This window comes from Pantoea cypripedii, assembly GCF_011395035.1.
Lineage (GTDB): Bacteria > Pseudomonadota > Gammaproteobacteria > Enterobacterales > Enterobacteriaceae > Pantoea > Pantoea cypripedii_A.
In genome coordinates this window covers 2,957,972-2,977,508 of record NZ_CP024768.1, presented here as the reverse complement: position 1 = coordinate 2,977,508, position 19,537 = coordinate 2,957,972, and the positions used below count along the sequence as shown (strand labels likewise).

Here is a 19,537-nt window from a genome sequence, read left to right as displayed (position 1 = left end):
AGCCAGGTATGGAATTTGCGTTTTATCTTTGTGGACTGGTGGCGGTGTTGACGACGCTACGCGTCATCACTCACACCAACCCGGTACATGCGCTGCTGTACCTGATTGTTTCGCTGCTGTCGATTGCGGGTGTGTTCTTCTCGATGGGCGCTTACTTTGCCGGTGCGCTGGAAATCATCGTCTACGCCGGTGCCATTATGGTGCTGTTCGTGTTCGTGGTGATGATGCTGAACCTCGGCAAAACCCAGCAGGATCAGGAGCGTGAGTGGCTGAAGCCGTCATTGTGGATTGGTCCGGGCATCGTGTCCTTGCTGCTGCTGGTGGTGATGATTTATGCCATCAGCACTGCGCACGATCAGGGTATTGATGGCACCGTTATTGACGCCAAAGCGGTGGGTATCAGCCTGTTCGGTCCTTATGTTCTGGCTGTGGAGCTGGCGTCGATGCTGCTGCTGGCCGGCCTGGTTGTCGCCTTCCATATCGGACGTGAAGAGCGTCAGGGCGAAGTGTTAAGCAACCGTCCGGCAGAGGCGCAAGCGAAAAAAGAGGAGCACGCATGATCCCGTTACAACACGGCCTGATTCTGGCTGCTGTGCTGTTTGTTCTCGGCCTGACCTCACTGGTGCTGCGCCGTAACCTGCTGTTTATGCTGATTGGTCTGGAAATCATGATCAACGCCTCCGCACTGGCGCTGGTGGTGGCAGGCAGCTACTGGGGACAAGCAGACGGCCAGGTGATGTATATCCTGGCCATCAGCCTCGCAGCGGCGGAAGCCAGTATTGGTCTGGCGCTGCTGCTCCAGCTCTATCGTCGTCGTCAGACGCTGAACATTGATACTGTGAGCGAGATGCGCGGATGAATCTTCTCTACTTAACCGTTTTATTTCCGCTAATTGGCTTCGTGCTGTTGGCATTTTCCCGTGGTCGCTGGTCGGAGAACCTGTCTGCCGCTGTGGGGATGGGGTCAGTCGGTCTGGCTGCCCTGACCACAATTTATGTCGGCATGGATTTCTTCAGCCAGGGGCAACAGCCGTTTACTCAGGCACTCTGGACCTGGATGAACGTCGGGCACTTTGATATCAAAGTCAACCTGGTGCTGGATGGCCTGTCGCTGACCATGTTGTCAGTGGTGACCGGTGTCGGCTTCTTCATCCACATGTTCGCTTCCTGGTACATGCGCGGTGAAGAGGGATACTCACGCTTCTTCGCTTACACCAACCTGTTTATCGCCAGCATGGTGGTCCTGGTACTGGCCGATAACCTGATGCTGATGTATCTCGGCTGGGAAGGGGTGGGGCTGTGTTCCTATCTGCTGATCGGTTTCTACTACAGCAACCCGGAAAATGGCAAAGCCGCGATGAAAGCCTTCATCATTACCCGTGTGGGTGATGTGTTCCTGGCTTTGGCTTTGTTCATCCTCTACAACGAACTGGGCACGCTGAACTTCCGCGAATTGGTGGAGCTGGCTCCGGCACACTTTGCGGCTGATAACCATATGTTGCAGTGGGCTACCCTGCTGTTGCTGGGTGGTGCAGTGGGTAAATCCGCGCAGCTGCCGTTGCAGACGTGGCTGGCCGATGCGATGGCCGGTCCGACACCGGTTTCTGCGTTGATCCACGCCGCAACCATGGTGACCGCCGGTGTCTATCTGATCGCCCGTACCCACGGCTTGTTCCTGCTGACGCCGGAAGTGCTGCATCTGGTCGGTATCGTGGGTGCCATTACCCTGGTGCTGGCCGGTTTTGCCGCGCTGGTGCAGACCGATATCAAACGCGTGCTGGCTTACTCCACCATGAGCCAGATTGGCTACATGTTCCTGGCACTTGGCGTGCAGGCGTGGGACGCGGCGATTTTCCACCTGATGACCCATGCGTTCTTTAAAGCGCTGCTGTTCCTCTCTTCAGGTTCGGTGATTCTGGCCTGCCACCACGAGCAGAACATCTTCAAGATGGGTGGCCTGCGTAAGAGCATCCCGCTGGTGTATGTCTGTTTCCTGGTGGGTGGTGCCGCACTGGCTGCGCTGCCGCTGATTACCGCAGGTTTCTACAGTAAAGATGAAATCCTGTTTGGTGCGCTGGCGAATGGTCATATCAATCTGATGGTTGCCGGTCTGGTCGGGGCGTTCCTGACGTCTATCTATACCTTCCGCATGATTTTCATCGTCTTCCACGGCGAAGAGAAAATCCATGCGCATGCCGGTAAAGGCATTACTCATCATCTGCCGCTGATGGTGCTGCTGGTACTGTCGACCTTTATTGGTGCGATGATTACCCCGCCGCTGGCTGGCGTCCTGCCGCAGAACGAGTTTGGCGAAGGTGGCAAAGTGGGGCTGGAAATCGCCTCTGGCGTAGTGGCTATCGTCGGTATCCTGATCGCTGCGGCGCTGTGGCTGGGCAAACGCCAGCTGGTGACCAGCGTTGCCAACAGTGCGCCGGGTCGTTTCTTCGGCACCTGGTGGTTTGCGGCCTGGGGCTTCGACTGGCTGTACGACAAAGTGTTCGTCAAACCATTCCTCGGCATTGCCTGGCTGCTGCATCGTGACCCACTGAACTCGCTGATGAATCTGCCCGCGCTGATTTCGCGCATTGGCAACAAGGGCCTGGTGGTCAGTGAAAACGGTTATCTGCGCTGGTATGTGGCGTCCATGAGTGTCGGTGCTGTGGTCGTGCTGGCACTGCTGATGGTGGTGTAAAGCTTGATGAGCGGGGTGGGCATGGTTCGCCCCGGTTAAGAATGTCAAAAATTGCCTGATTTCAGGCAGAAAAAAGGGAACAAACCGCCGTGTTATTACCTTGGCTAATTATAATCCCATTCGTCGGTGGGCTGCTGTGCTGGCTGGCTGAGCGCCTTGGCGCGAAGGTGCCACGCTGGATTGCCCTGATCACAATGGGGCTGACGCTGGCGCTTTCACTGCAGCTGTGGTTGCAGGGAGGCTACTCATTGACGCAGGCGGCAGGTATGCCGCAATGGCAATCGACCTTCTCAGTACCGTGGATCCCGCGTTTTGGTATCAATTTCCATCTGGCGATTGATGGTCTGTCACTGCTGATGGTGGTGCTGACCGGTCTGCTCGGCTTGATGGCGGTGCTCTGCTCGTGGAATGAAATCGAGAAGTATCAGGGCTTTTTCCACCTTAACCTGATGTGGATCCTCGGTGGCGTGATTGGCGTATTCCTCTCCATCGACATGTTCCTGTTCTTCTTCTTCTGGGAAATGATGCTGGTGCCGATGTACTTCCTCATCGCACTCTGGGGTCATAAAGCGTCGGACGGTAAAACCCGTATCACCGCCGCCACCAAATTCTTTATTTATACCCAGGCATCGGGGCTGGTGATGCTGATTGCCATCCTGGCGCTGGTGTTTGTGCACTACAACGCGACCGGCGTATGGACCTTCAGCTACGAAGAGTTACTGAAAACGCCGATGTCCCACACGGTGGAATACCTGCTGATGCTGGGCTTCTTCATCGCCTTTGCAGTAAAAATGCCGGTGGTACCGTTACACGGTTGGTTGCCTGATGCGCACAGCCAGGCACCGACGGCAGGTTCGGTGGACCTCGCCGGGATTCTGCTGAAAACCGCGGCTTATGGCCTGTTGCGCTTCAGTCTGCCGCTGTTCCCGCATGCCTCGGCGGAGTTTGCACCGATTGCCATGTGGCTGGGCGTCATCGGTATCTTCTACGGTGCCTGGATGGCGTTCGCGCAGACGGATATCAAACGCCTGATTGCCTACACCTCCATTTCGCACATGGGCTTCGTGCTGATTGCCATCTACACCGGCAGCCAGCTGGCGTTCCAGGGCGCGGTGGTACAGATGATTGCGCATGGCCTGTCCGCCGCCGCGCTGTTCATCCTGTGTGGCCAGCTGTATGAACGTCTGCATACCCGTGATATGCGCCAGATGGGTGGCTTGTGGTCACGCATCAAGTGGATTCCGGGCCTGTCGCTGTTCTTTGCCGTTGCCAATCTGGGGATGCCTGGCACCGGTAACTTTGCCGGGGAATTTATGATTCTCACCGGGAGTTTCCAGGTGGTGCCGGTGATTATCGTGATTGCGACCTTTGGTCTGGTTTTCGCCTCGGTCTATTCGCTGGTGATGATGCAGCGCGCTTATTATGGTGAAGCAAAATCACAGGCGCCGCTGCCAGGCATGTCACCGCGTGAGTTCATTATGATTATGGTTCTGGTGGTGCTGCTGGTTCTGCTCGGGGTATATCCGCAGCCGATCCTCGACACTTCCCATGCTGCAATGAGCAACATTCAGCAGTGGTTTACCGCTTCAATTTCAACTACAAGGCCGTAATTCGCCATGACAATAACTCCTCAACAATTGATCGCGTTACTGCCGCTGTTGATCGTCGGATTGACGGTGGTGGTTGTGATGCTGTCCATTGCATGGCGACGCAACCACTTTGTTAATGCCACGCTGACGGTCGTTGGTCTTAACCTGGCGCTGCTTTCGCTGTGGTTTGTTGCCCATGTCGGGGCAATGGATGTCACGCCGATGCTGCGTGTCGATGGCTACTCCATCTTCTACACCGGGCTGGTGATGCTGGCGAGTCTGGCGACCTGTACCTTTGCCTACCCGTGGCTGGCCGGTTTCCCGGACAACAAAGATGAGTTCTATCTGCTGGTGCTGATTGCTGCACTGGGCGGTATCGTGCTGGCCAGCGCCAACCATCTGGCGGCGCTGTTTATCGGTATTGAACTGCTGTCGCTGCCACTGTTTGGTTTGATTGGTTACGCTTTCCGCCAGAAACGTTCACTCGAAGCGGCACTGAAATACACCATTCTGTCGGCGGCGGCGTCATCGTTCCTGCTGTTCGGTATTGCGCTGATTTATGCGGATTCCGGTAGCCTGAGCTTTGTTCAGCTGGGTAAAAGCCTGAACGATAGCATGATGCAGCAGCCGCTGTTGCTGGTTGGCCTCGGCATGATGATTATTGGCCTTGGCTTCAAACTGTCGCTGGTGCCGTTCCATCTGTGGACGCCGGATGTGTACCAGGGGGCACCTGCTCCGGTATCAACCTTCCTCGCGACTGCCAGCAAAATCGCGATCTTCGGCGTGATCATGCGTCTGTTTATGTACGCACCAGTCACCGACAGCGAGGCAGTACGCACCGTGCTGGGTGTGATTGCTTTCGTCTCCATCCTGTTCGGTAACCTGATGGCGATTTCGCAGAGCAACATCAAGCGTCTGCTGGGTTACTCCTCCATCGCCCATCTGGGTTATCTGCTGGTGGCGCTGATAGCAGTGAAAACCCATCAGCTGTCACTGGAAACTGCCGGGGTGTATCTGGCCGGTTACCTGTTCAGCAGCCTGGGTGCCTTCGGTGTCGTCAGCCTGATGTCCAGCCCGTATCGTGGCCCGGATGCCGACACGCTGTACTCTTATCGTGGCCTGTTCTGGCACCGTCCGATTCTGTCAGCCGTGATGACTATCATGATGTTGTCGCTGGCGGGTATCCCGATGACGCTGGGCTTTATCGGTAAGTTCTACGTGATCGCGTCGGGTGTGAATGCGCACCTGTGGTGGCTGACCGGCGCAGTGGTGGCGGGTAGTGCCATCGGTCTTTACTACTACCTGCGTGTCACGGTGAGTCTGTACCTCAGTCCGCCGGAACTGCATACGCGCGATCGTGATACCCCGGCCAACTGGGCATTCACTGCCGGTGGGGTGGTGGTACTGATTTCCGCCATTCTGGTTCTGCTGTTGGGTGTCTATCCGCAGCCGCTGATCACGCTGGTGCAAATGGCTCAGCCGCTGATGTAAGCATTTTGCTAGTGACAAATCAGGCCCCCGGGCCTGATTTTTTTTGCCTGTCATCTCAGACAACCCCGCCACCGATTGCTAACTTTTAAGTCATGTTCATCCCGCTGCGCTGAGGTAATGTGATTAAGTTGATCTTTCTTCTGACCGGTGCCCAGGTGATCCGTCGGCGCTGGTATTGGCTGGCTTTGACTGGCATGGCGTTGCTGCTGTTAGCGGCATTGATCTTCTACGATATTGCCAGTGACGGCCTGCTTTCGGTGCCACTGGATATGCTCGCGCTATTTTTTATTATTGAAGGCATGGTGCAGATGACGCTGGCCTTTATCCGCGAAATGCGCGTTGACGGACTGACGCTGCTCAAGGCGCTGGGTTTGTGGCTCATCGGTTTTCTGATTCTCAATATCCCGCAGGATAACAATGATGTATCGGCAATGCTGTTTGGCATTGCGTTTATGATCGATGGTTTGTTCCGCTTTATGGCCGCTATCGTGTTACGTGGCTGGCGCTGGAAAAAACAATGCGTTACCGGCGTGGTGGAATGGTTTATCAGCATTCTGATCATCAGTGACTGGCCGTTCCATCACCATATTGCGGTCCCACTGTGCTTTGCATTGTTGTTGCTGAGTATCGGCACCACGTTGCTACAGATGGCGCGTCAGGCGAACCTGCTGACGGCTAACAGCACGGTGACCACGCTACCCCTGTTTAAAGTAGGGGGATTACGGCAATGGCACAGCAGCCAGTATGTGCATCCGCCATTTCCTCATCATCCGCCCCCGCAGTTACTTAAAGTCTATATCTGGACCCCGTTAGGCTCGGTCAGGCTGCGTGAGAGTTACCAACTGATCAATCGTTATATCGCCGCGGTCGATCAACATGGGGTGATCTCGACCGGGCATGCTTCGCTTGCTGTCGGAGAGGATCTGTATATCAGCCACTATCCGCTCGACGATATTGATCGCGATAGCAGTAACTTCCGCGCAGTGTTGCGCTCGGGTGAGCATAACGATGTTGCCGGGCGCTTTCTGGCTTCGCTGTCGCTGGAGGTGGCCGACTGGTGTCAGCCCGATAAACAGATCCTTTTTCCGCATTACAATTTTAAGGCATTGCAAAATTTCTGGCACAGCTACCGGCTGGACAGCACCTACAACCTGACGGCGCGTAATTGCTCATCCGCCGTGATCCAGGCGCTGGATGTGGCGATTGAAGGGATTCTGGCACGACAGCCTTATGCCGGATTTCGTCTGCTTGCTGACCCCAATTTTTGGTTATTGGGCGTGGTGCGCGGCCGGGCAGAGGAGATGACCTGGACACCGGGCCTGGTACTGGATTACGTGCGCCTGCTCAAGCGGGTGATTGAACCACAGCCCAGCACCTTGTGGCCTGTGCGTTTGTGGCAAAGTTTACGTTTACGTCATGCCCTGTGGCAGCAGAAACGGACGCCTTCGCGCAGCGTGATAAAATGACGCGTAATCGCGCGATGATCCTCCTCGCCATTACCATCTTTGGTCTGACCTACGGCTTAAGTGCGCCGTTAATCGCGCTGCGGCTGTCGGCAGCGGGATACAGTGAAACGCAAATCGGTATCAATGCCGCGATGCATGCGCTGGGTGTGCTGCTTATCGCGCCCGCATTGCCTGCCTTCATCCGTCGCTTGTCGCCTAAGTGCTTACTCACCGTGTCGCTGCTGGTCACGGTGTTGCTGTTGGTCCTTTTTCCTTTACTGCCGATCAGCAGCAGCTTCGTGCTACGGCTGTTGCTGGGTATGGCTTCTGAAGTGATTTTGGTGGTGACGGAAACCTGGCTGAATCAACAATCTGCGGAGCATAACCGGGCGAAAATACTGGCCACTTACACCGCAATGCTGTCAGCAGGATTCGCACTTGGCCCCTTCATCCTGACATTGCAGGGCAGCGGTGACGGGGCATTTATCACCGGCGCGGCCTTATCAGCCCTTGCTGTATTGGCGTTGTGCGCCAGCGGTAAACTGCGCTTCAGAGCTGAACAGGGTGTACCGCGAAAATTATCGCGCTGGCTGCGGTTGTTACCGCTGGCACTGGCGGCAACCCTCCTCAATGCGGCATTGGAAGCGGCTGGGATGAATCTGCTGGTACTGTATGCGATAAATCTTGGCTGGTCTCAAGGGCAGGCGACATCGTTGATCACCATTTTGCTGGTCGGGGCGATTTTGTGGCAGCTCCCCATCGGCTGGCTGGCCGATCGCATGGATCGTCATCACTTAATTGTCTGGCTGGCGGCGTTATCCACCCTTGGGGCGCTGGCCTGGCCGTTCGCGCTTCAGTCGCTATGGCTGGCGCGCTTGCTGCTGTTTTGCTGGGGCGGAGTATTTGTCGGTATTTACACCGTGATCATCACTCTGGTGGGCCAGCGTTTTCAGGGATCTGAGCTGGCTGCGGCTTATGCCGCGCTTTCAGTGGCCTGGGGGATCGGTGCCTTTATTGGCCCGGCATTGGGTGGGCTGGCGATGTCGCTGACGTTGCACGGTCTGCCGTGGCTGGCGGCGTTGTTGTGTGCGTTCTTTACCGGTTTTGCAATGCAACAACGACGCTCATGAGGTAAATTGATTGCCCAACAAGGAGGCTTTATGGAAATTAACTGGCTGGATATTCATCATCGTGATTTGAGCCTGCAACAATTGTATGCGTTGCTGGCACTGCGCAGTGAAGTGTTTGTGGTGGAGCAGCAATGCCCTTACCTTGATGTCGATGGGCAGGATCTGGTGGCAGAGAATCGTCATCTGTTAGGGATGCACGGTGATCAACTGGTGGCTTATGCGCGTCTTCTGTCACCCGCTGATGCGCAAAGTCCGGTGAAGATAGGCCGTGTTATCGTCTCGGATCGTGCACGCGGTATCAATCTGGGTAACCGTTTAATGACCCAGGCATTGCAGGTTTGCCAGCAGCACTGGCCGCAACAGACACAATTCCTCTCTGCCCAGGCGCATCTGCAATCGTTCTATGGTCGCCATGGCTTTGTCGCGGTGAGTGACATTTATCTGGAAGACGATATTCCGCATATCGACATGCAAAAATAATGGCGAGGTATGCACCTCGCCATTTTCATCAGCCCGGCGTCATCTGCCGGTCATCAACGTATTTACGCTGATCCGGCGGCGGCGGGAAGTACTGATACAACCAGGTTTCACTCAGGGTTTCGTCTTTGGTGCGCAGGAACAGGCGCATATCCACCGGCTTAGTGGAATCGCTGTTCGGATACCAGTCAAACAGGATGCGGTAGCCATTCAGCGGTTCCACGTAGAGAATCTCAATCTGTTTAATGGTACCGGCTGACACGGTAATCACCGGTTCGATACCCTTAGGTGCAGCGGCTTTCAAATCGCCACCGACGAAATCCACCGCAAAACGACGGCTCCACTGCTCCGGGAAATGCTCGCCCGGCGCCCAGCCTTCCGGGAAGCCACCGATACCGGTACGGGTGGCATCAACGCGCGCCAGACCGCTACGCACCGGCGGCAGACCGCTCCAGTACAGTTTGTACTGGAAGTTGAATTCGCTGCCGGCTTTCACCGGTTCAGCCGGTTGCCAGAAGCAGACGATGTTATCCAGCGTTTCACCGGTGGTTGGGATTTCCATCAGATTGATGGCCCCTTTACCCCATTTGCCAATTGGCTCGACCCACAGGCTCGGACGTTTGTCATACCAGCCAATCACATCCTGATAATCTTTAAAGTCATGATTGAGCTGCAACAGGCCAAAGCCACGCGGGTTCTCGTCCTGATAGGCGTTGAACTGCAAACGCTGCGGGTTGTTCAACGGACGGGCGATCCATTCACCGTTACCGGTCCACATCGCCAGACGATCGGAGTCATGGATCTGCGGATGATAGGTGTTGCACATGCGACGTTCATTGGTGCCGCAGCTGAACATGCTGGTCATTGGCGCGATACCCAGCTGACGGATCTCGTTGCGGGCAAACAGGTGATTTTCCACCTCCATCACCACGCGTTCTGCTTCGCAGTGAATGGTGAACTTGTAGGCACCGGTGACGCTGGCACCATCCAGCAGGGCATACACCACAAAGGTGGTGTCTTCGGCTTTCGGGGTTTCAAACCAGAAGGCAGTGAAGTCCGGAAACTCTTCATGACCGTTGCTGAAGGTATTTACCGCCACGCCACGGGCAGAAAGGCCGTACTGATAAGTTTCATCGACGGCGCGGAAGTAGCTGGCGCCGAGGAAGGAGACGATATCGCGACGCGCCAGCTCCGGCTTTTTAAACGCGCGGAAACCGGCAAAGCCGAGATCGGTTTTACCGACCAGCTGTTTGGTATCAACGTTGGCATTGTTGTAGTTGAACAGTTCCGGGCGGAAGTGGATTTCACGCGCCTCACGGCTGTCGGCATCGACGGAAAACATGCGGATACGGCGTTTGAACCCCATGCCGACATGGAAAAATTGCACATCCAGTTCGCGATTGGGGATGTTATTCCACAGCGAATGGTTGGCGTCGTACTGAATTTCGTTATAGGCCTGTGGGGTCAGATTGGCCAGGGTATCAGGCAGCGGGCCAGGTGCGCCACCCCAGGGCTGTTTGGCGAGTGCGGCGGCTTTCTTTTTCAGTACATCGAAATCGAAGCGAACCGCAGTCCCGTCGGCGATGCCATCATCGGCCCAGGCGGACTGCGCAAACAACGTGGACAGACCCGTCATGCCGCTCAGGGCAGAGAGGGCCATTGACGCTTTCATAAACTTTCTACGATTCATGCCAGAAATCTAATCCTTAGCTGCTCGGGTTTAAGGTGACTGCCGTGCATTACGCACACATTTCAGACCTGATAGCTTCAGGCTACAGGGGGATACGACAGTCGCCGAATGAAAAAATTCAGTCCGGAGAAATTTATCAGATAAATCAGGGAAGCGAAGCAGATTTCAGATCTTTACGCTTTCGCGACGAAACTCGGGCGATTCCTGGCCGCTTCTGGTTTTTAGTGACTATAGTTAACCGACAGGTAAGTTAAATACATGGAGGAACTGCGTAATGTCATCTTCTGATCAATTTGAAACCCGTCTTGATGACGATCTGGCCTTGCTGACCGAAACGCTGGAAGAAGTGCTGCGTTCATCGGGCGATCCGGCCGATCAAAAGTATATCGAACTGAAAACCAAAGCGGAGCAGGCGCTGGAAGAGGTGAAATCACGCGTCAGCCATGCCTCTGACAGTTACTACTATCGGGCGAAAAAAGCCGCTTATCGTGCCGATGATTACGTGCACGATAAACCCTGGCAGGGGATTGGCATCGGTGCCGCCGCCGGGTTGTTCTTAGGGTTGCTGCTGGCCCGTCGTTAATGCTTTTCCGGGCGTGAATCCTTCGCGCCCATTCATCCTGTCTTACTGAAAATCCTCCGCTTCCGCACCCACAGTGATTGTGTTTCTCTCGCCTGGTTCCTACAGTAAAGCGACAGGGAATAAGGAGAATAAACGTGATACGAGTTGAAATGCTCTCAACGGGCGATGAAGTGTTACATGGGCAGATCGTGGATACCAACGCAGCCTGGCTGGCTGATGTGCTGTTTCAGCACGGTTTGCCGATGACCAGCCGCAGCACGGTAGGTGATACACTGCCATCGCTGGTGGAGGCGCTACTGGGCCGTAGCCAGATTGCCGATGTGCTGATTGTCAATGGCGGCCTTGGCCCTACCAGCGATGATCTCAGCGCCCTGGCGGCAGCCACGGCCAGCGACAGCCATCTGGTGCTGCATCAGGAGTGGCTGGAGAAAATGGAAGCCTGGTTTGCCGGACGTGGACGCATCATGGCACCGAGCAACCGTAAGCAGGCAGAAATACCCGCTAACGCTGAATTGATCGATAACCCGGTCGGTACTGCCTGTGGTTTTGCGCTGCAACTCAATCGCTGCTGGATTTTCTTCACCCCAGGCGTGCCATCAGAATTCAAAGTGATGGTCGAGCAGGAGATCCTGCCGCGTCTGAAAGCGCGCTTCGCATTGCCGGAACCCCCCTTGTGCCTGCGTCTGACCACCTTTGGTCGCGGCGAAAGCGATTTAGCGGCGGAACTGGAGCCGCTGCCACTCCCTGACGGCGTGGTGATGGGCTATCGTTCCTCGATGCCGATTATTGAAATCAAGCTCACCGGCCCGGCCAGCCAGCGTGTGGCGATGGAGCAGGTGTGGCAGCAGGTCAAACTGCAACTGGCGGAATGCACCATTTTTCACGGTACCGAAGGCTTACCGGCGTTGCTGGCGCGTGAGCTGGCGGCGCGTGAGTTGACGCTGACGATCAGCGAATCTTACACCGCCGGTTTGTTGCAGTGGCAGCTGGCATCAGCCGACGTACCGTTACGGGCTGGCAATGTGTTGCCGGAGCAGACGGAAACGCTGGAGCAACAGGTGCAGCGCATCCGTGATTTTGCCGCGCAGCAGCAGGCCGATGTGGCGCTGGCAGTGGGCACGTTGCGTGAAGGAGAAGTGTCGATTGCGCTGCACACCCCGCAAGCCAGCTGGGGTCAGCGGGTGAAATTTAACCACGGGCGGCATAACCTGGAGATTCGCCAGAAGGTGGTGGCGATGATGGCGATGAATATGCTGCGTCGCTGGCTGCACGGTAGCGAAGTCAGCACCGGACACGGCTGGATTGATGTGCTGGAGACGGTGAAGCTGTAAATATTTACCCGGTGCGCATGAATGCACACCCTACAAGCGTAGGGTCGGCATTCATGCCGACCGGACGGATTACAGCTCGATCTCAATCTCGCCTTTGGCTTTACAACAGCAGGGCAAAAACTCGCCCTGCTGGATAAACGCCAGCGGTGTCTCAGCGTACTGCACTTCACCCTTCAGCAAACGCATCCGGCAGGAACCGCAGTAGCCTTCGCGACACTGGAACTCAACACACAAATTATGCGCTTCGAGTGTAGCGAGCAGGTTGGGATGTTCTTCTGCGCACTCCAGCCGGGTGCCGGAGCTGCGCAGAATGACGACGGAACGGCTCATACTTACAGCTGGAAGTCGTTGAAGTCGTCTTCGCCCACTTCAGAGTCGATCTGACCTACCAGATAAGAGCTGACTTCCACTTCCTGCGGTGCGACCTGCACGTTATCAGACACCAGCCAGCTGTTGATCCACGGAATCGGGTTGGAGCGGGTCTGGAAAGGCAGATCAAGACCTACCGCCTGCATACGAATATTGGTGATGTATTCGATGTACTGGCACAGAATGTCTTTGTTCAGGCCGATCATGGAGCCGCCGCTGAACAGATATTCTGCCCACTCTTTTTCCTGCTCGGCTGCCTTTTTGAACAGGTCAAAGCATTCGTCACGGCACTCTGCCGCAATCTCTTTCATTTCCGGATCGTCTTCACCGGTGCGCATCAGGTTCAGCATGTGCTGAGTCCCGGTCAGGTGCAGCGCTTCATCACGGGCAATCAGGCGGATGATTTTGGCGTTACCTTCCATCAGCTCGCGCTCGGCAAAAGCAAAGGAGCAGGCGAAGCTGACATAGAAGCGAATCGCTTCCAGCGCGTTGACGCTCATCAGGCAGATGTAGAGTTGCTTCTTCAGGCTACGCAGACTGACGGTAACGCTTTTGCCCGCCACCTGGTGGGTGCCTTCGCCCAGCAGATGCCAGTAGTTGGTCATCTCAATCAGGTCGTCATAGTACTTGGAGATATCCTGCGCACGGGCGAGGATCTGCTCGTTAGTGACGATGTCATCGAACACCAGCGCCGGATCGTTAACGATGTTGCGGATGATGTGGGTGTAGGAGCGCGAGTGGATGGTCTCGGAAAACGCCCAGGTTTCTATCCAGGTTTCCAGTTCCGGGATCGAAATCAGCGGCAACAGCGCGACGTTCGGGCTACGACCCTGAATCGAATCCAGCAGCGTCTGATACTTCAGGTTGCTGATAAAAATGTGTTTTTCGTGTTCCGGCAGCGCCTGATAGTCGATGCGATCGCGGGAAACGTCCACTTCTTCCGGACGCCAGAAGAAGGAGAGTTGCTTCTCGATCAGCTTTTCGAAGATGTCATATTTCTGCTGATCGAAACGGGCAACGTTGACCGACTGACCGAAAAACATCGGCTCTTTCAGCTGGTCATTCTTGGTTTGCGAGAATGTGGTGTAAGCCATAGGGATGTCCAAATGTGAACGGGCCGACAGCTGTCGACCCCGAAACCGAAGGGCGGAGCGGTGTGCTCCGCCCTTTAATTAAATCTTACAAGCGCCGCTTTCGCAGCCGTCATCCTGAATGGAAGGGGCCAGATCGTCCTGTGCATCCTCGGCACCGTCGCGGGTGTTTTGGTAGTACAGGGTTTTCACGCCAAACTTGTAAGCGGTCAGCAGATCTTTCAACAACTGCTTCATCGGCACTTTGCCGTTGGCGAAGCGGTTCGGATCGTAGTTGGTGTTCGACGAAATCGCCTGGTCAATAAACTTCTGCATCACGCCAACCAGCTGCAAATAACCGTCGTTGGAAGGCATTTCCCACAGCAGCTCGTACTGATCTTTCAGACGCTCGTATTCCGGCACCACCTGGCGCAGGATGCCATCTTTCGAGGCTTTGATGCTGATATGACCGCGCGGCGGCTCGATACCGTTGGTGGCGTTAGAAATCTGCGACGAGGTTTCAGACGGCATCAGGGCAGACAGCGTGGAGTTACGCAGGCCGTGGGTTTTGATCGACTCACGCAGCGTTTCCCAGTCGAGATGCAGCGGTTCGTTGCAGATGCTGTCGAGATCCTTTTTATAGGTATCGGTCGGCAGAATGCCCTGCGCATAGGTGGTTTCGTTGAACCACGGGCAGGCACCTTGCTCTTTCGCCAGTTCGTTAGACGCCTTCAGCAGATAGTACTGAATCGCTTCGAACGTTCTGTGCGTCAGGTTGTTGGCGCTGCCATCGGAGTAACGAACACCGTTTTTCGCCAGGTAGTAGGCGAAGTTAATCACACCAATTCCCAGGGTACGACGGCCCATCGCGCCACGCTTAGCGGCCGGGATCGGGTAGTCCTGGTAATCGAGCAGGGCATCGAGGGCGCGCACGGCCAGGGTCGCCAGTTCTTCCAGATCGTCGAGGCTGTCAATCGCGCCGAGGTTGAACGCAGACAGCGTACACAGGGCGATTTCACCGTTTTCGTCGTTAACATCATCCAGCGGCTTGGTCGGCAGGGCGATTTCCAGGCACAGGTTAGACTGACGCACCGGCGCGATAGCCGGATCAAACGGGCTGTGGGTGTTGCAGTGGTCAACGTTCTGGATGTAGATACGGCCAGTTGAGGCACGTTCCTGCATCATCAGCGAGAACAGATCGACCGCTTTCACGCGCTGTTTACGGATGCTGTCGTCTTTCTCGTAAGTGGTGTACAGACGCTCAAATTCGTCCTGATTGGCGAAGAAGGCATCATACAGGCCAGGCACGTCAGACGGGCTGAACAGGGTGATCTCTTCACCTTTCAGCAGACGCTGATACATCAGTTTGTTGATCTGCACACCGTAGTCCATATGACGGACGCGGTTGCCTTCGACGCCACGGTTGTTTTTCAACACCAGCAGGCTTTCAACTTCCAGATGCCACATCGGGTAGAACAGGGTGGCTGCACCACCGCGCACGCCACCCTGCGAGCAGGATTTGACCGCAGTCTGGAAATGTTTGTAGAACGGGATACAACCGGTGTGGAACGCTTCACCGCCACGAATCGGGCTGCCCAGCGCACGGATGCGGCCAGCGTTGATACCGATACCGGCACGCTGTGAAACGTATTTCACAATGGCGCTGGAGGTGGCGTTGATGGAGTCGAGGCTGTCGCCACACTCGATCAATACGCAAGAGCTGAACTGACGCGTCGGGGTACGGACACCGGACATAATGGGCGTCGGCAGCGAAATCTTGAAGGTGGAGACCGCATCATAGAAACGTTTGACGTAATCCATGCGCGTGTCACGCGGGTAGCCGGAGAACAGGCAGGCCGCCACCAGAATATACAGGAACTGCGCGCTCTCGTAGATTTCACCGGTCACACGGTTCTGCGCCAGGTATTTACCTTCCAGCTGCTTCACCGCGGCATAGGAGAAGTTCATGTCGCGCCAGTGGTCAATAAAGCCGTCCATCTGCTCGAACTCTTCTTTGCTGTAGTCTTCCAGCAGATGGCGATCGTATTTGCCCATCTCGACCATTTTGACCACCTGGTCGAACAGCGACGGCGGTTCAAACTGGCCGTAGGCTTTCTTACGCAGATGGAAAATCGCCAGGCGTGCGGCGAGGTACTGATAATCCGGGGCATCGCGAGAAATAAGGTCTGCAGCGGCCTTGATGATGGTCTCATGGATGTCGGAGGTCCGAATACCATCATAGAACTGAATGTGGGAACGCAGTTCAACCTGTGACACTGAAACGTTGCTCAGCCCTTCGGCTGCCCAGTCCAGTACACGGTGAATTTTGTCGAGATCAATGCGCTCCTGGCGGCCATCGCGTTTAGTAACGAGCAGACTTTGGTTCATGTCGCGTTTTTACCTTTGCGTGAGTATCCAAAAATTAAAAGAAATCCCGGTTTATGCACAGCATATTCATTGTGAATAATGTTGTGGATAAACACTATATCTAGGGGGTGAAGGGTAAAACCATAACAACATGGAGGCATATTTTAGTATTTTAGCGCGGGTTAACAAGAGGAAAAAATGATGTTTGCAGGGGTTGTAATTTTTGCGAAATTTCTTAGGCCTTGTCTTATAAGGCCCGACATCATGTCAACCAGAATGCTTTTTTTTTTCAGAACTTGATCGAGCGCGTATTTCTTATTCAATCCTCTCCGGCAACTCAAATTTCTGGTGAAAAAATGCCAGGATACGCTACGCCGTTACGGACTTTTCCGAGTTTGCTTATGAATTTTTTATGACTCGCCCGTAGCGGCGCGATTTATCGCGCGGGTGTTTTCTGCATCGCGCACAGGATTGCGCGATAAATCGCGCCGCTACATTAGTGTGCGGGGGTTGGCACCCTAACGCCATGTCGCACCAGGCTGTAGCGGCGCAATTTATTGCGCGGGTTTTACAACCCCGGTGCTTTCCACATGGAGGTGGTCAGGCCGCTATCCACCAACGTCAGCTGGTCAGCATACACCTGCTGCCATACGGTTTTTTGCTGCTGGTAGAGCGTATGATTATCCGCATTCGGCTGGAACTCCCGTTCCCAGCGCACCAGGTCACGTCCGGTCTCGGCCAGATTGCTGTAAAGTCCGGCAGCGACCCCCGCCGCAATGGCACAGCCCAGCGCTGTCGCTTCTTTTACCTGCGGCACTTTCACCGTCAGGCCGGTGACGTCGCTTAAGATTTGGCTCCACAACTTTCCTTTGGCACCGCCGCCCGCAAACACCAGATGCGACGCCCGCACGCCGGAAAACGCCGCCACCTGATCAAGATTGCAGGCTGAAACAATGGCGGCGTTCTCTTCGAGTGCCCGGAACAGGGTTTGCTTATTACAACGGTCCGGGTCGATGGAGAGATTAATGAACGACGGGGCGGCGTGATACCACTTGTTAAAGTGCATCGCATCAGAAAACACCGGCATCACCCCCCAGGATCCGGCCGGAATCCGGGCGGCCATCTCTTCCAGCAGGCTATAGCAATCGACCCCCAGCCGTTCCGCCAGCAGTTTTTCCTCACCGCAAAAGGCATCGCGGAACCAGCGCATGGTCAGGCCGGTAAAAAAGCTGATGGCTTCCGCTTGCGCCATGCCGGGAATCACATGTGGATTGATGCGAATATTCATCGCCGGATCGACCTGTGGCTGCGGCAGATTCACCACCTGCTGCCAGAAGGTGCCACCCAGCACCGCCGTCTCTCCGGCATTGACCACCCCCAATCCCAGCGTGCCCAGCTGTACATCGCCGCCCCCCATCGCCACCACCGTGCCCTGTAGCAGACCACAGGCATCGGCCGCGTCGGCGGTGACAAAACCTAACGCTGTACCGGTTTCCGCCACCGGAGACAGCATATTGCCGCGTAAACCGGCCATCTCCAGCAGCTCCGGCCGCCAGTTGCGGGTACGTAAATCGAGCAGCCCGGTGGTGCCAGCATTGGAAGGATCAACCGCCAGCTCGCCACTGAGGCATTTTGCCAGCCAGTCGCTGATCATGGTCAGGGTGGCGGCCTGGCGATAGATATCAGGACGATGATGTGCCAGCCACAGCAGGCGTGGCATGGCACCGAGCGCCAGCGTTTGCCCGGAGCATTGATAGATTTCACGCTCGAACTCGCCGTGATGGATCTCTTTCAGTTCACTGACTTCACGGCTGGCGCGGGCATCAACGTTGGCACAGGCCCAGATGGCCTCACCGGCTTTGTTATACAACACGATACCTTCGCGCATGGAACAACAAGCCACACTACGGATGGCGCTGGCGGGGAGCTGTGCCCGTTGCAGGACCTGGCGCATACACTGACAGGCCAGCTGCCAGTTTTTACTCAGGTCGAACTCCATCGAACCGGGCACATCGGGTAGCGCCAGGTGCTGCCATTCGGCCTGCGCGACGGCAATTTGCTCACCTTGCAGGTTAAAAATCACCGCGCGAATGCTGCCGGTGCCGGCGTCGAGCGCCATTAAATGCGGGGCGTGCGAGTGCGTCATCTCTGTTTCTCCAGTAAGAAATCTGACCGGATCGACCCCGCCGCAGGGCTACTGCAATAACGCCAACATCGCGCGGGCTGTGTCCTCTTCTGTTACCAGGGCATTAATGCGCGCCCCCTTCAGGGCGGCAATGATGGCTTCTGCTTTTTCGGTGCCGCCAGCCACCCCCACGACGACAGGTATCGTCGCCAGTTCGGCAGGACTGACGGCAATCAGTTCGTCATGGATTGGCATCGCATCCGCCAGTTGTCCATCGGGGCGCATAAAGTAGCCAAGAATGTCGCCCACCGCGCCTTTTCGGCCATACATCAGCTGTTCACCCTCGCTGATATAACCCGAGCGCAAAATGGTGGCCTGCCGCTTCTGGCTGAGCGCACCGATGCCGACAATCGCCACATCGGCGGCGCAGGCGGTCAGCATCACGTCCTGCACGCTGCGCTCCTGACGCAGGATTTGCGCCACGCTGGCATTGGAAGCCCGCAGCGGTGCCGGAATAATGCTGATGCCACAAGCCGGATCCAGCTGACCGATACCGGTCATATAAGGTCCGACGCCGCCGGACAGCGTCACCATACGGATCTGCTGCGAGGCAATAAAGCCGCTCAGATGTTGCAGGGTGTTCATACTGGTCTCGCCAAAACCTACCCCCAGCAACTGCTGTGGCTGGAGTAGTGACATCAGCATCTGGGCAGCTCCCACCCCGAGCCGCTGGCTAAGATTCGGTCCGTGAAGCTGCGGTAGCACCCGTACCTGCTTCAGATTGAAGCGTTCGAGCAGCGCATGTTCCAGTGCGAGGCATCCCTCAAAACGCGAATTAATCTGCACGCGAATCACCCCGGACTGGCGTCCTTTCTCCAGCAGGCGTGACACTTTCAGGCGAGTCAGACCGAGTCGCTCACCAATTTCGTTCTGTGTCAGTCCGTCGTGGTAATAGAACCAGGCGGTACGCGCCAGTAGCTCTTCTTCACTCATACTGTTTTCCACAGTGAAACCCGTAGCCGGGCTAAGATCGCTTTTCATGATGAACACTTTATAAAAAGTAAATCAATTGTTCGTTTTGGTTGTTGACGAAAATGTGACTGTGCTGGCAGTTCACACAACAAGTCAGCCACAATCATACGCGCCATACTGGCGAAATAACAATCTGTGACCGCTGCG

At 55.7% G+C, this 19,537-nt stretch carries 16 protein-coding genes; 10 read left to right on the top strand and 6 right to left on the bottom strand.

Annotation, left to right across the window (positions count from 1 at the left end; genetic code table 11):
- The first annotated feature begins 8 nt into the window (after positions 1–8).
- The 8 genes from nuoJ to CUN67_RS13820 all read left to right on the top strand — a co-directional run bounded on the left by nuoJ (position 9) and on the right by CUN67_RS13820 (position 8,826).
- Positions 9–560: an NADH-quinone oxidoreductase subunit J gene (nuoJ, locus tag CUN67_RS13855; protein WP_084876113.1), complete on the top strand. Its 552-nt coding sequence runs from the start codon at positions 9–11 to the stop codon at positions 558–560.
- A complete protein-coding gene (nuoK, locus tag CUN67_RS13850) occupies positions 557–859 on the top strand; it encodes an NADH-quinone oxidoreductase subunit NuoK (RefSeq protein ID WP_103059485.1) in 303 nt (100 codons plus the stop codon). The genes nuoJ and nuoK overlap by 4 nt, the downstream gene beginning before the upstream one ends.
- Complete coding sequence (gene nuoL, locus CUN67_RS13845) at positions 856–2,691, top strand: NADH-quinone oxidoreductase subunit L (protein ID WP_208715901.1); 1,836 nt, start codon at positions 856–858, stop codon at positions 2,689–2,691. The genes nuoK and nuoL overlap by 4 nt, the downstream gene beginning before the upstream one ends.
- 89 nt (positions 2,692–2,780) lie before the next feature.
- The gene (gene nuoM, locus CUN67_RS13840) at positions 2,781–4,301 is read left to right on the top strand and encodes an NADH-quinone oxidoreductase subunit M (protein WP_208715900.1); all 1,521 of its coding nucleotides are present in this window, start codon (positions 2,781–2,783) and stop codon (positions 4,299–4,301) included.
- Positions 4,302–4,307: 6 nt separating this feature from the next.
- Positions 4,308–5,771: an NADH-quinone oxidoreductase subunit NuoN gene (gene nuoN / locus CUN67_RS13835; protein ID WP_208715899.1), complete on the top strand. Its 1,464-nt coding sequence runs from the start codon at positions 4,308–4,310 to the stop codon at positions 5,769–5,771.
- A 119-nt stretch (positions 5,772–5,890) separates the two neighbouring features.
- Positions 5,891–7,237 carry an HdeD family acid-resistance protein gene (locus CUN67_RS13830; RefSeq protein ID WP_208715898.1) on the top strand — a complete coding sequence of 449 codons (1,347 nt, stop codon included), beginning with the start codon at positions 5,891–5,893 and terminating at the stop codon, positions 7,235–7,237.
- Positions 7,234–8,346: an MFS transporter gene (locus CUN67_RS13825; protein WP_208715897.1), complete on the top strand. Its 1,113-nt coding sequence runs from the start codon at positions 7,234–7,236 to the stop codon at positions 8,344–8,346. The genes CUN67_RS13830 and CUN67_RS13825 overlap by 4 nt, the downstream gene beginning before the upstream one ends.
- Before the next feature lie 30 nt (positions 8,347–8,376).
- The gene (locus CUN67_RS13820) at positions 8,377–8,826 is read left to right on the top strand and encodes a GNAT family N-acetyltransferase (protein WP_208715896.1); all 450 of its coding nucleotides are present in this window, start codon (positions 8,377–8,379) and stop codon (positions 8,824–8,826) included.
- A gap of 28 nt (positions 8,827–8,854) precedes the next feature.
- Here the strand turns inward: CUN67_RS13820 and CUN67_RS13815 are convergent, their stop codons facing one another.
- Positions 8,855–10,513 carry a glucan biosynthesis protein D gene (locus CUN67_RS13815; RefSeq protein WP_208715895.1) on the bottom strand — a complete coding sequence of 553 codons (1,659 nt, stop codon included), beginning with the start codon at positions 10,511–10,513 and terminating at the stop codon, positions 8,855–8,857.
- Positions 10,514–10,787: 274 nt separating this feature from the next.
- Between CUN67_RS13815 and elaB the strand changes: the two genes are divergently transcribed.
- Together elaB and CUN67_RS13805 are read left to right on the top strand one after the other, a co-directional pair.
- Complete coding sequence (elaB, locus tag CUN67_RS13810; RefSeq protein ID WP_208715894.1) at positions 10,788–11,096, top strand: stress response protein ElaB; 309 nt, start codon at positions 10,788–10,790, stop codon at positions 11,094–11,096.
- 134 nt (positions 11,097–11,230) lie between these two features.
- Positions 11,231–12,427: a nicotinamide mononucleotide deamidase-related protein YfaY gene (locus tag CUN67_RS13805; protein ID WP_208715893.1), complete on the top strand. Its 1,197-nt coding sequence runs from the start codon at positions 11,231–11,233 to the stop codon at positions 12,425–12,427.
- Between the two features lie 69 nt (positions 12,428–12,496).
- Here CUN67_RS13805 and yfaE read toward each other — a convergent pair whose 3' ends face one another.
- The 5 genes from yfaE to lsrR all read right to left on the bottom strand — a co-directional run bounded on the left by yfaE (position 12,497) and on the right by lsrR (position 19,399).
- Positions 12,497–12,757 (bottom strand): class I ribonucleotide reductase maintenance protein YfaE, encoded by a 261-nt coding sequence (gene yfaE / locus CUN67_RS13800; protein WP_208715892.1) that lies wholly within the window; start codon positions 12,755–12,757, stop codon positions 12,497–12,499.
- 2 nt (positions 12,758–12,759) lie between these two features.
- The gene (nrdB, locus tag CUN67_RS13795) at positions 12,760–13,890 is read right to left on the bottom strand and encodes a class Ia ribonucleoside-diphosphate reductase subunit beta (RefSeq protein ID WP_208715891.1); all 1,131 of its coding nucleotides are present in this window, start codon (positions 13,888–13,890) and stop codon (positions 12,760–12,762) included.
- Positions 13,891–13,968: 78 nt separating this feature from the next.
- Positions 13,969–16,254 (bottom strand): class 1a ribonucleoside-diphosphate reductase subunit alpha, encoded by a 2,286-nt coding sequence (gene nrdA / locus CUN67_RS13790; RefSeq protein WP_208715890.1) that lies wholly within the window; start codon positions 16,252–16,254, stop codon positions 13,969–13,971.
- A gap of 547 nt (positions 16,255–16,801) precedes the next feature.
- Positions 16,802–18,379 (bottom strand): autoinducer-2 kinase, encoded by a 1,578-nt coding sequence (lsrK, locus tag CUN67_RS13785; RefSeq protein WP_208715889.1) that lies wholly within the window; start codon positions 18,377–18,379, stop codon positions 16,802–16,804.
- Positions 18,380–18,427: 48 nt separating this feature from the next.
- Positions 18,428–19,399: a transcriptional regulator LsrR gene (gene lsrR, locus CUN67_RS13780; RefSeq protein WP_208715888.1), complete on the bottom strand. Its 972-nt coding sequence runs from the start codon at positions 19,397–19,399 to the stop codon at positions 18,428–18,430.
- Positions 19,400–19,537: the final 138 nt, after the last annotated feature.

What these genes read in the sequence shown, in the direction of transcription:
- nuoJ (WP_084876113.1), top strand. Translation starts at nt 9, where the DNA reads ATGGAATTTGCGTTTTATCTTTGTGGACTGGTGGCGGTGTTGACGACG.
- nuoK (WP_103059485.1), top strand. Translation starts at nt 557, where the DNA reads ATGATCCCGTTACAACACGGCCTGATTCTGGCTGCTGTGCTGTTTGTT.
- nuoL (WP_208715901.1), top strand. Translation starts at nt 856, where the DNA reads ATGAATCTTCTCTACTTAACCGTTTTATTTCCGCTAATTGGCTTCGTG.
- nuoN (WP_208715899.1), top strand. Translation starts at nt 4,308, where the DNA reads ATGACAATAACTCCTCAACAATTGATCGCGTTACTGCCGCTGTTGATC.
- CUN67_RS13825 (WP_208715897.1), top strand. Translation starts at nt 7,234, where the DNA reads ATGACGCGTAATCGCGCGATGATCCTCCTCGCCATTACCATCTTTGGT.
- CUN67_RS13820 (WP_208715896.1), top strand. Translation starts at nt 8,377, where the DNA reads ATGGAAATTAACTGGCTGGATATTCATCATCGTGATTTGAGCCTGCAA.
- CUN67_RS13815 (WP_208715895.1), bottom strand. Translation starts at nt 10,513, where the DNA reads ATGAATCGTAGAAAGTTTATGAAAGCGTCAATGGCCCTCTCTGCCCTG.
- elaB (WP_208715894.1), top strand. Translation starts at nt 10,788, where the DNA reads ATGTCATCTTCTGATCAATTTGAAACCCGTCTTGATGACGATCTGGCC.
- yfaE (WP_208715892.1), bottom strand. Translation starts at nt 12,757, where the DNA reads ATGAGCCGTTCCGTCGTCATTCTGCGCAGCTCCGGCACCCGGCTGGAG.
- nrdB (WP_208715891.1), bottom strand. Translation starts at nt 13,890, where the DNA reads ATGGCTTACACCACATTCTCGCAAACCAAGAATGACCAGCTGAAAGAG.
- nrdA (WP_208715890.1), bottom strand. Translation starts at nt 16,254, where the DNA reads ATGAACCAAAGTCTGCTCGTTACTAAACGCGATGGCCGCCAGGAGCGC.
- lsrK (WP_208715889.1), bottom strand. Translation starts at nt 18,379, where the DNA reads ATGACGCACTCGCACGCCCCGCATTTAATGGCGCTCGACGCCGGCACC.
- lsrR (WP_208715888.1), bottom strand. Translation starts at nt 19,399, where the DNA reads ATGAAAAGCGATCTTAGCCCGGCTACGGGTTTCACTGTGGAAAACAGT.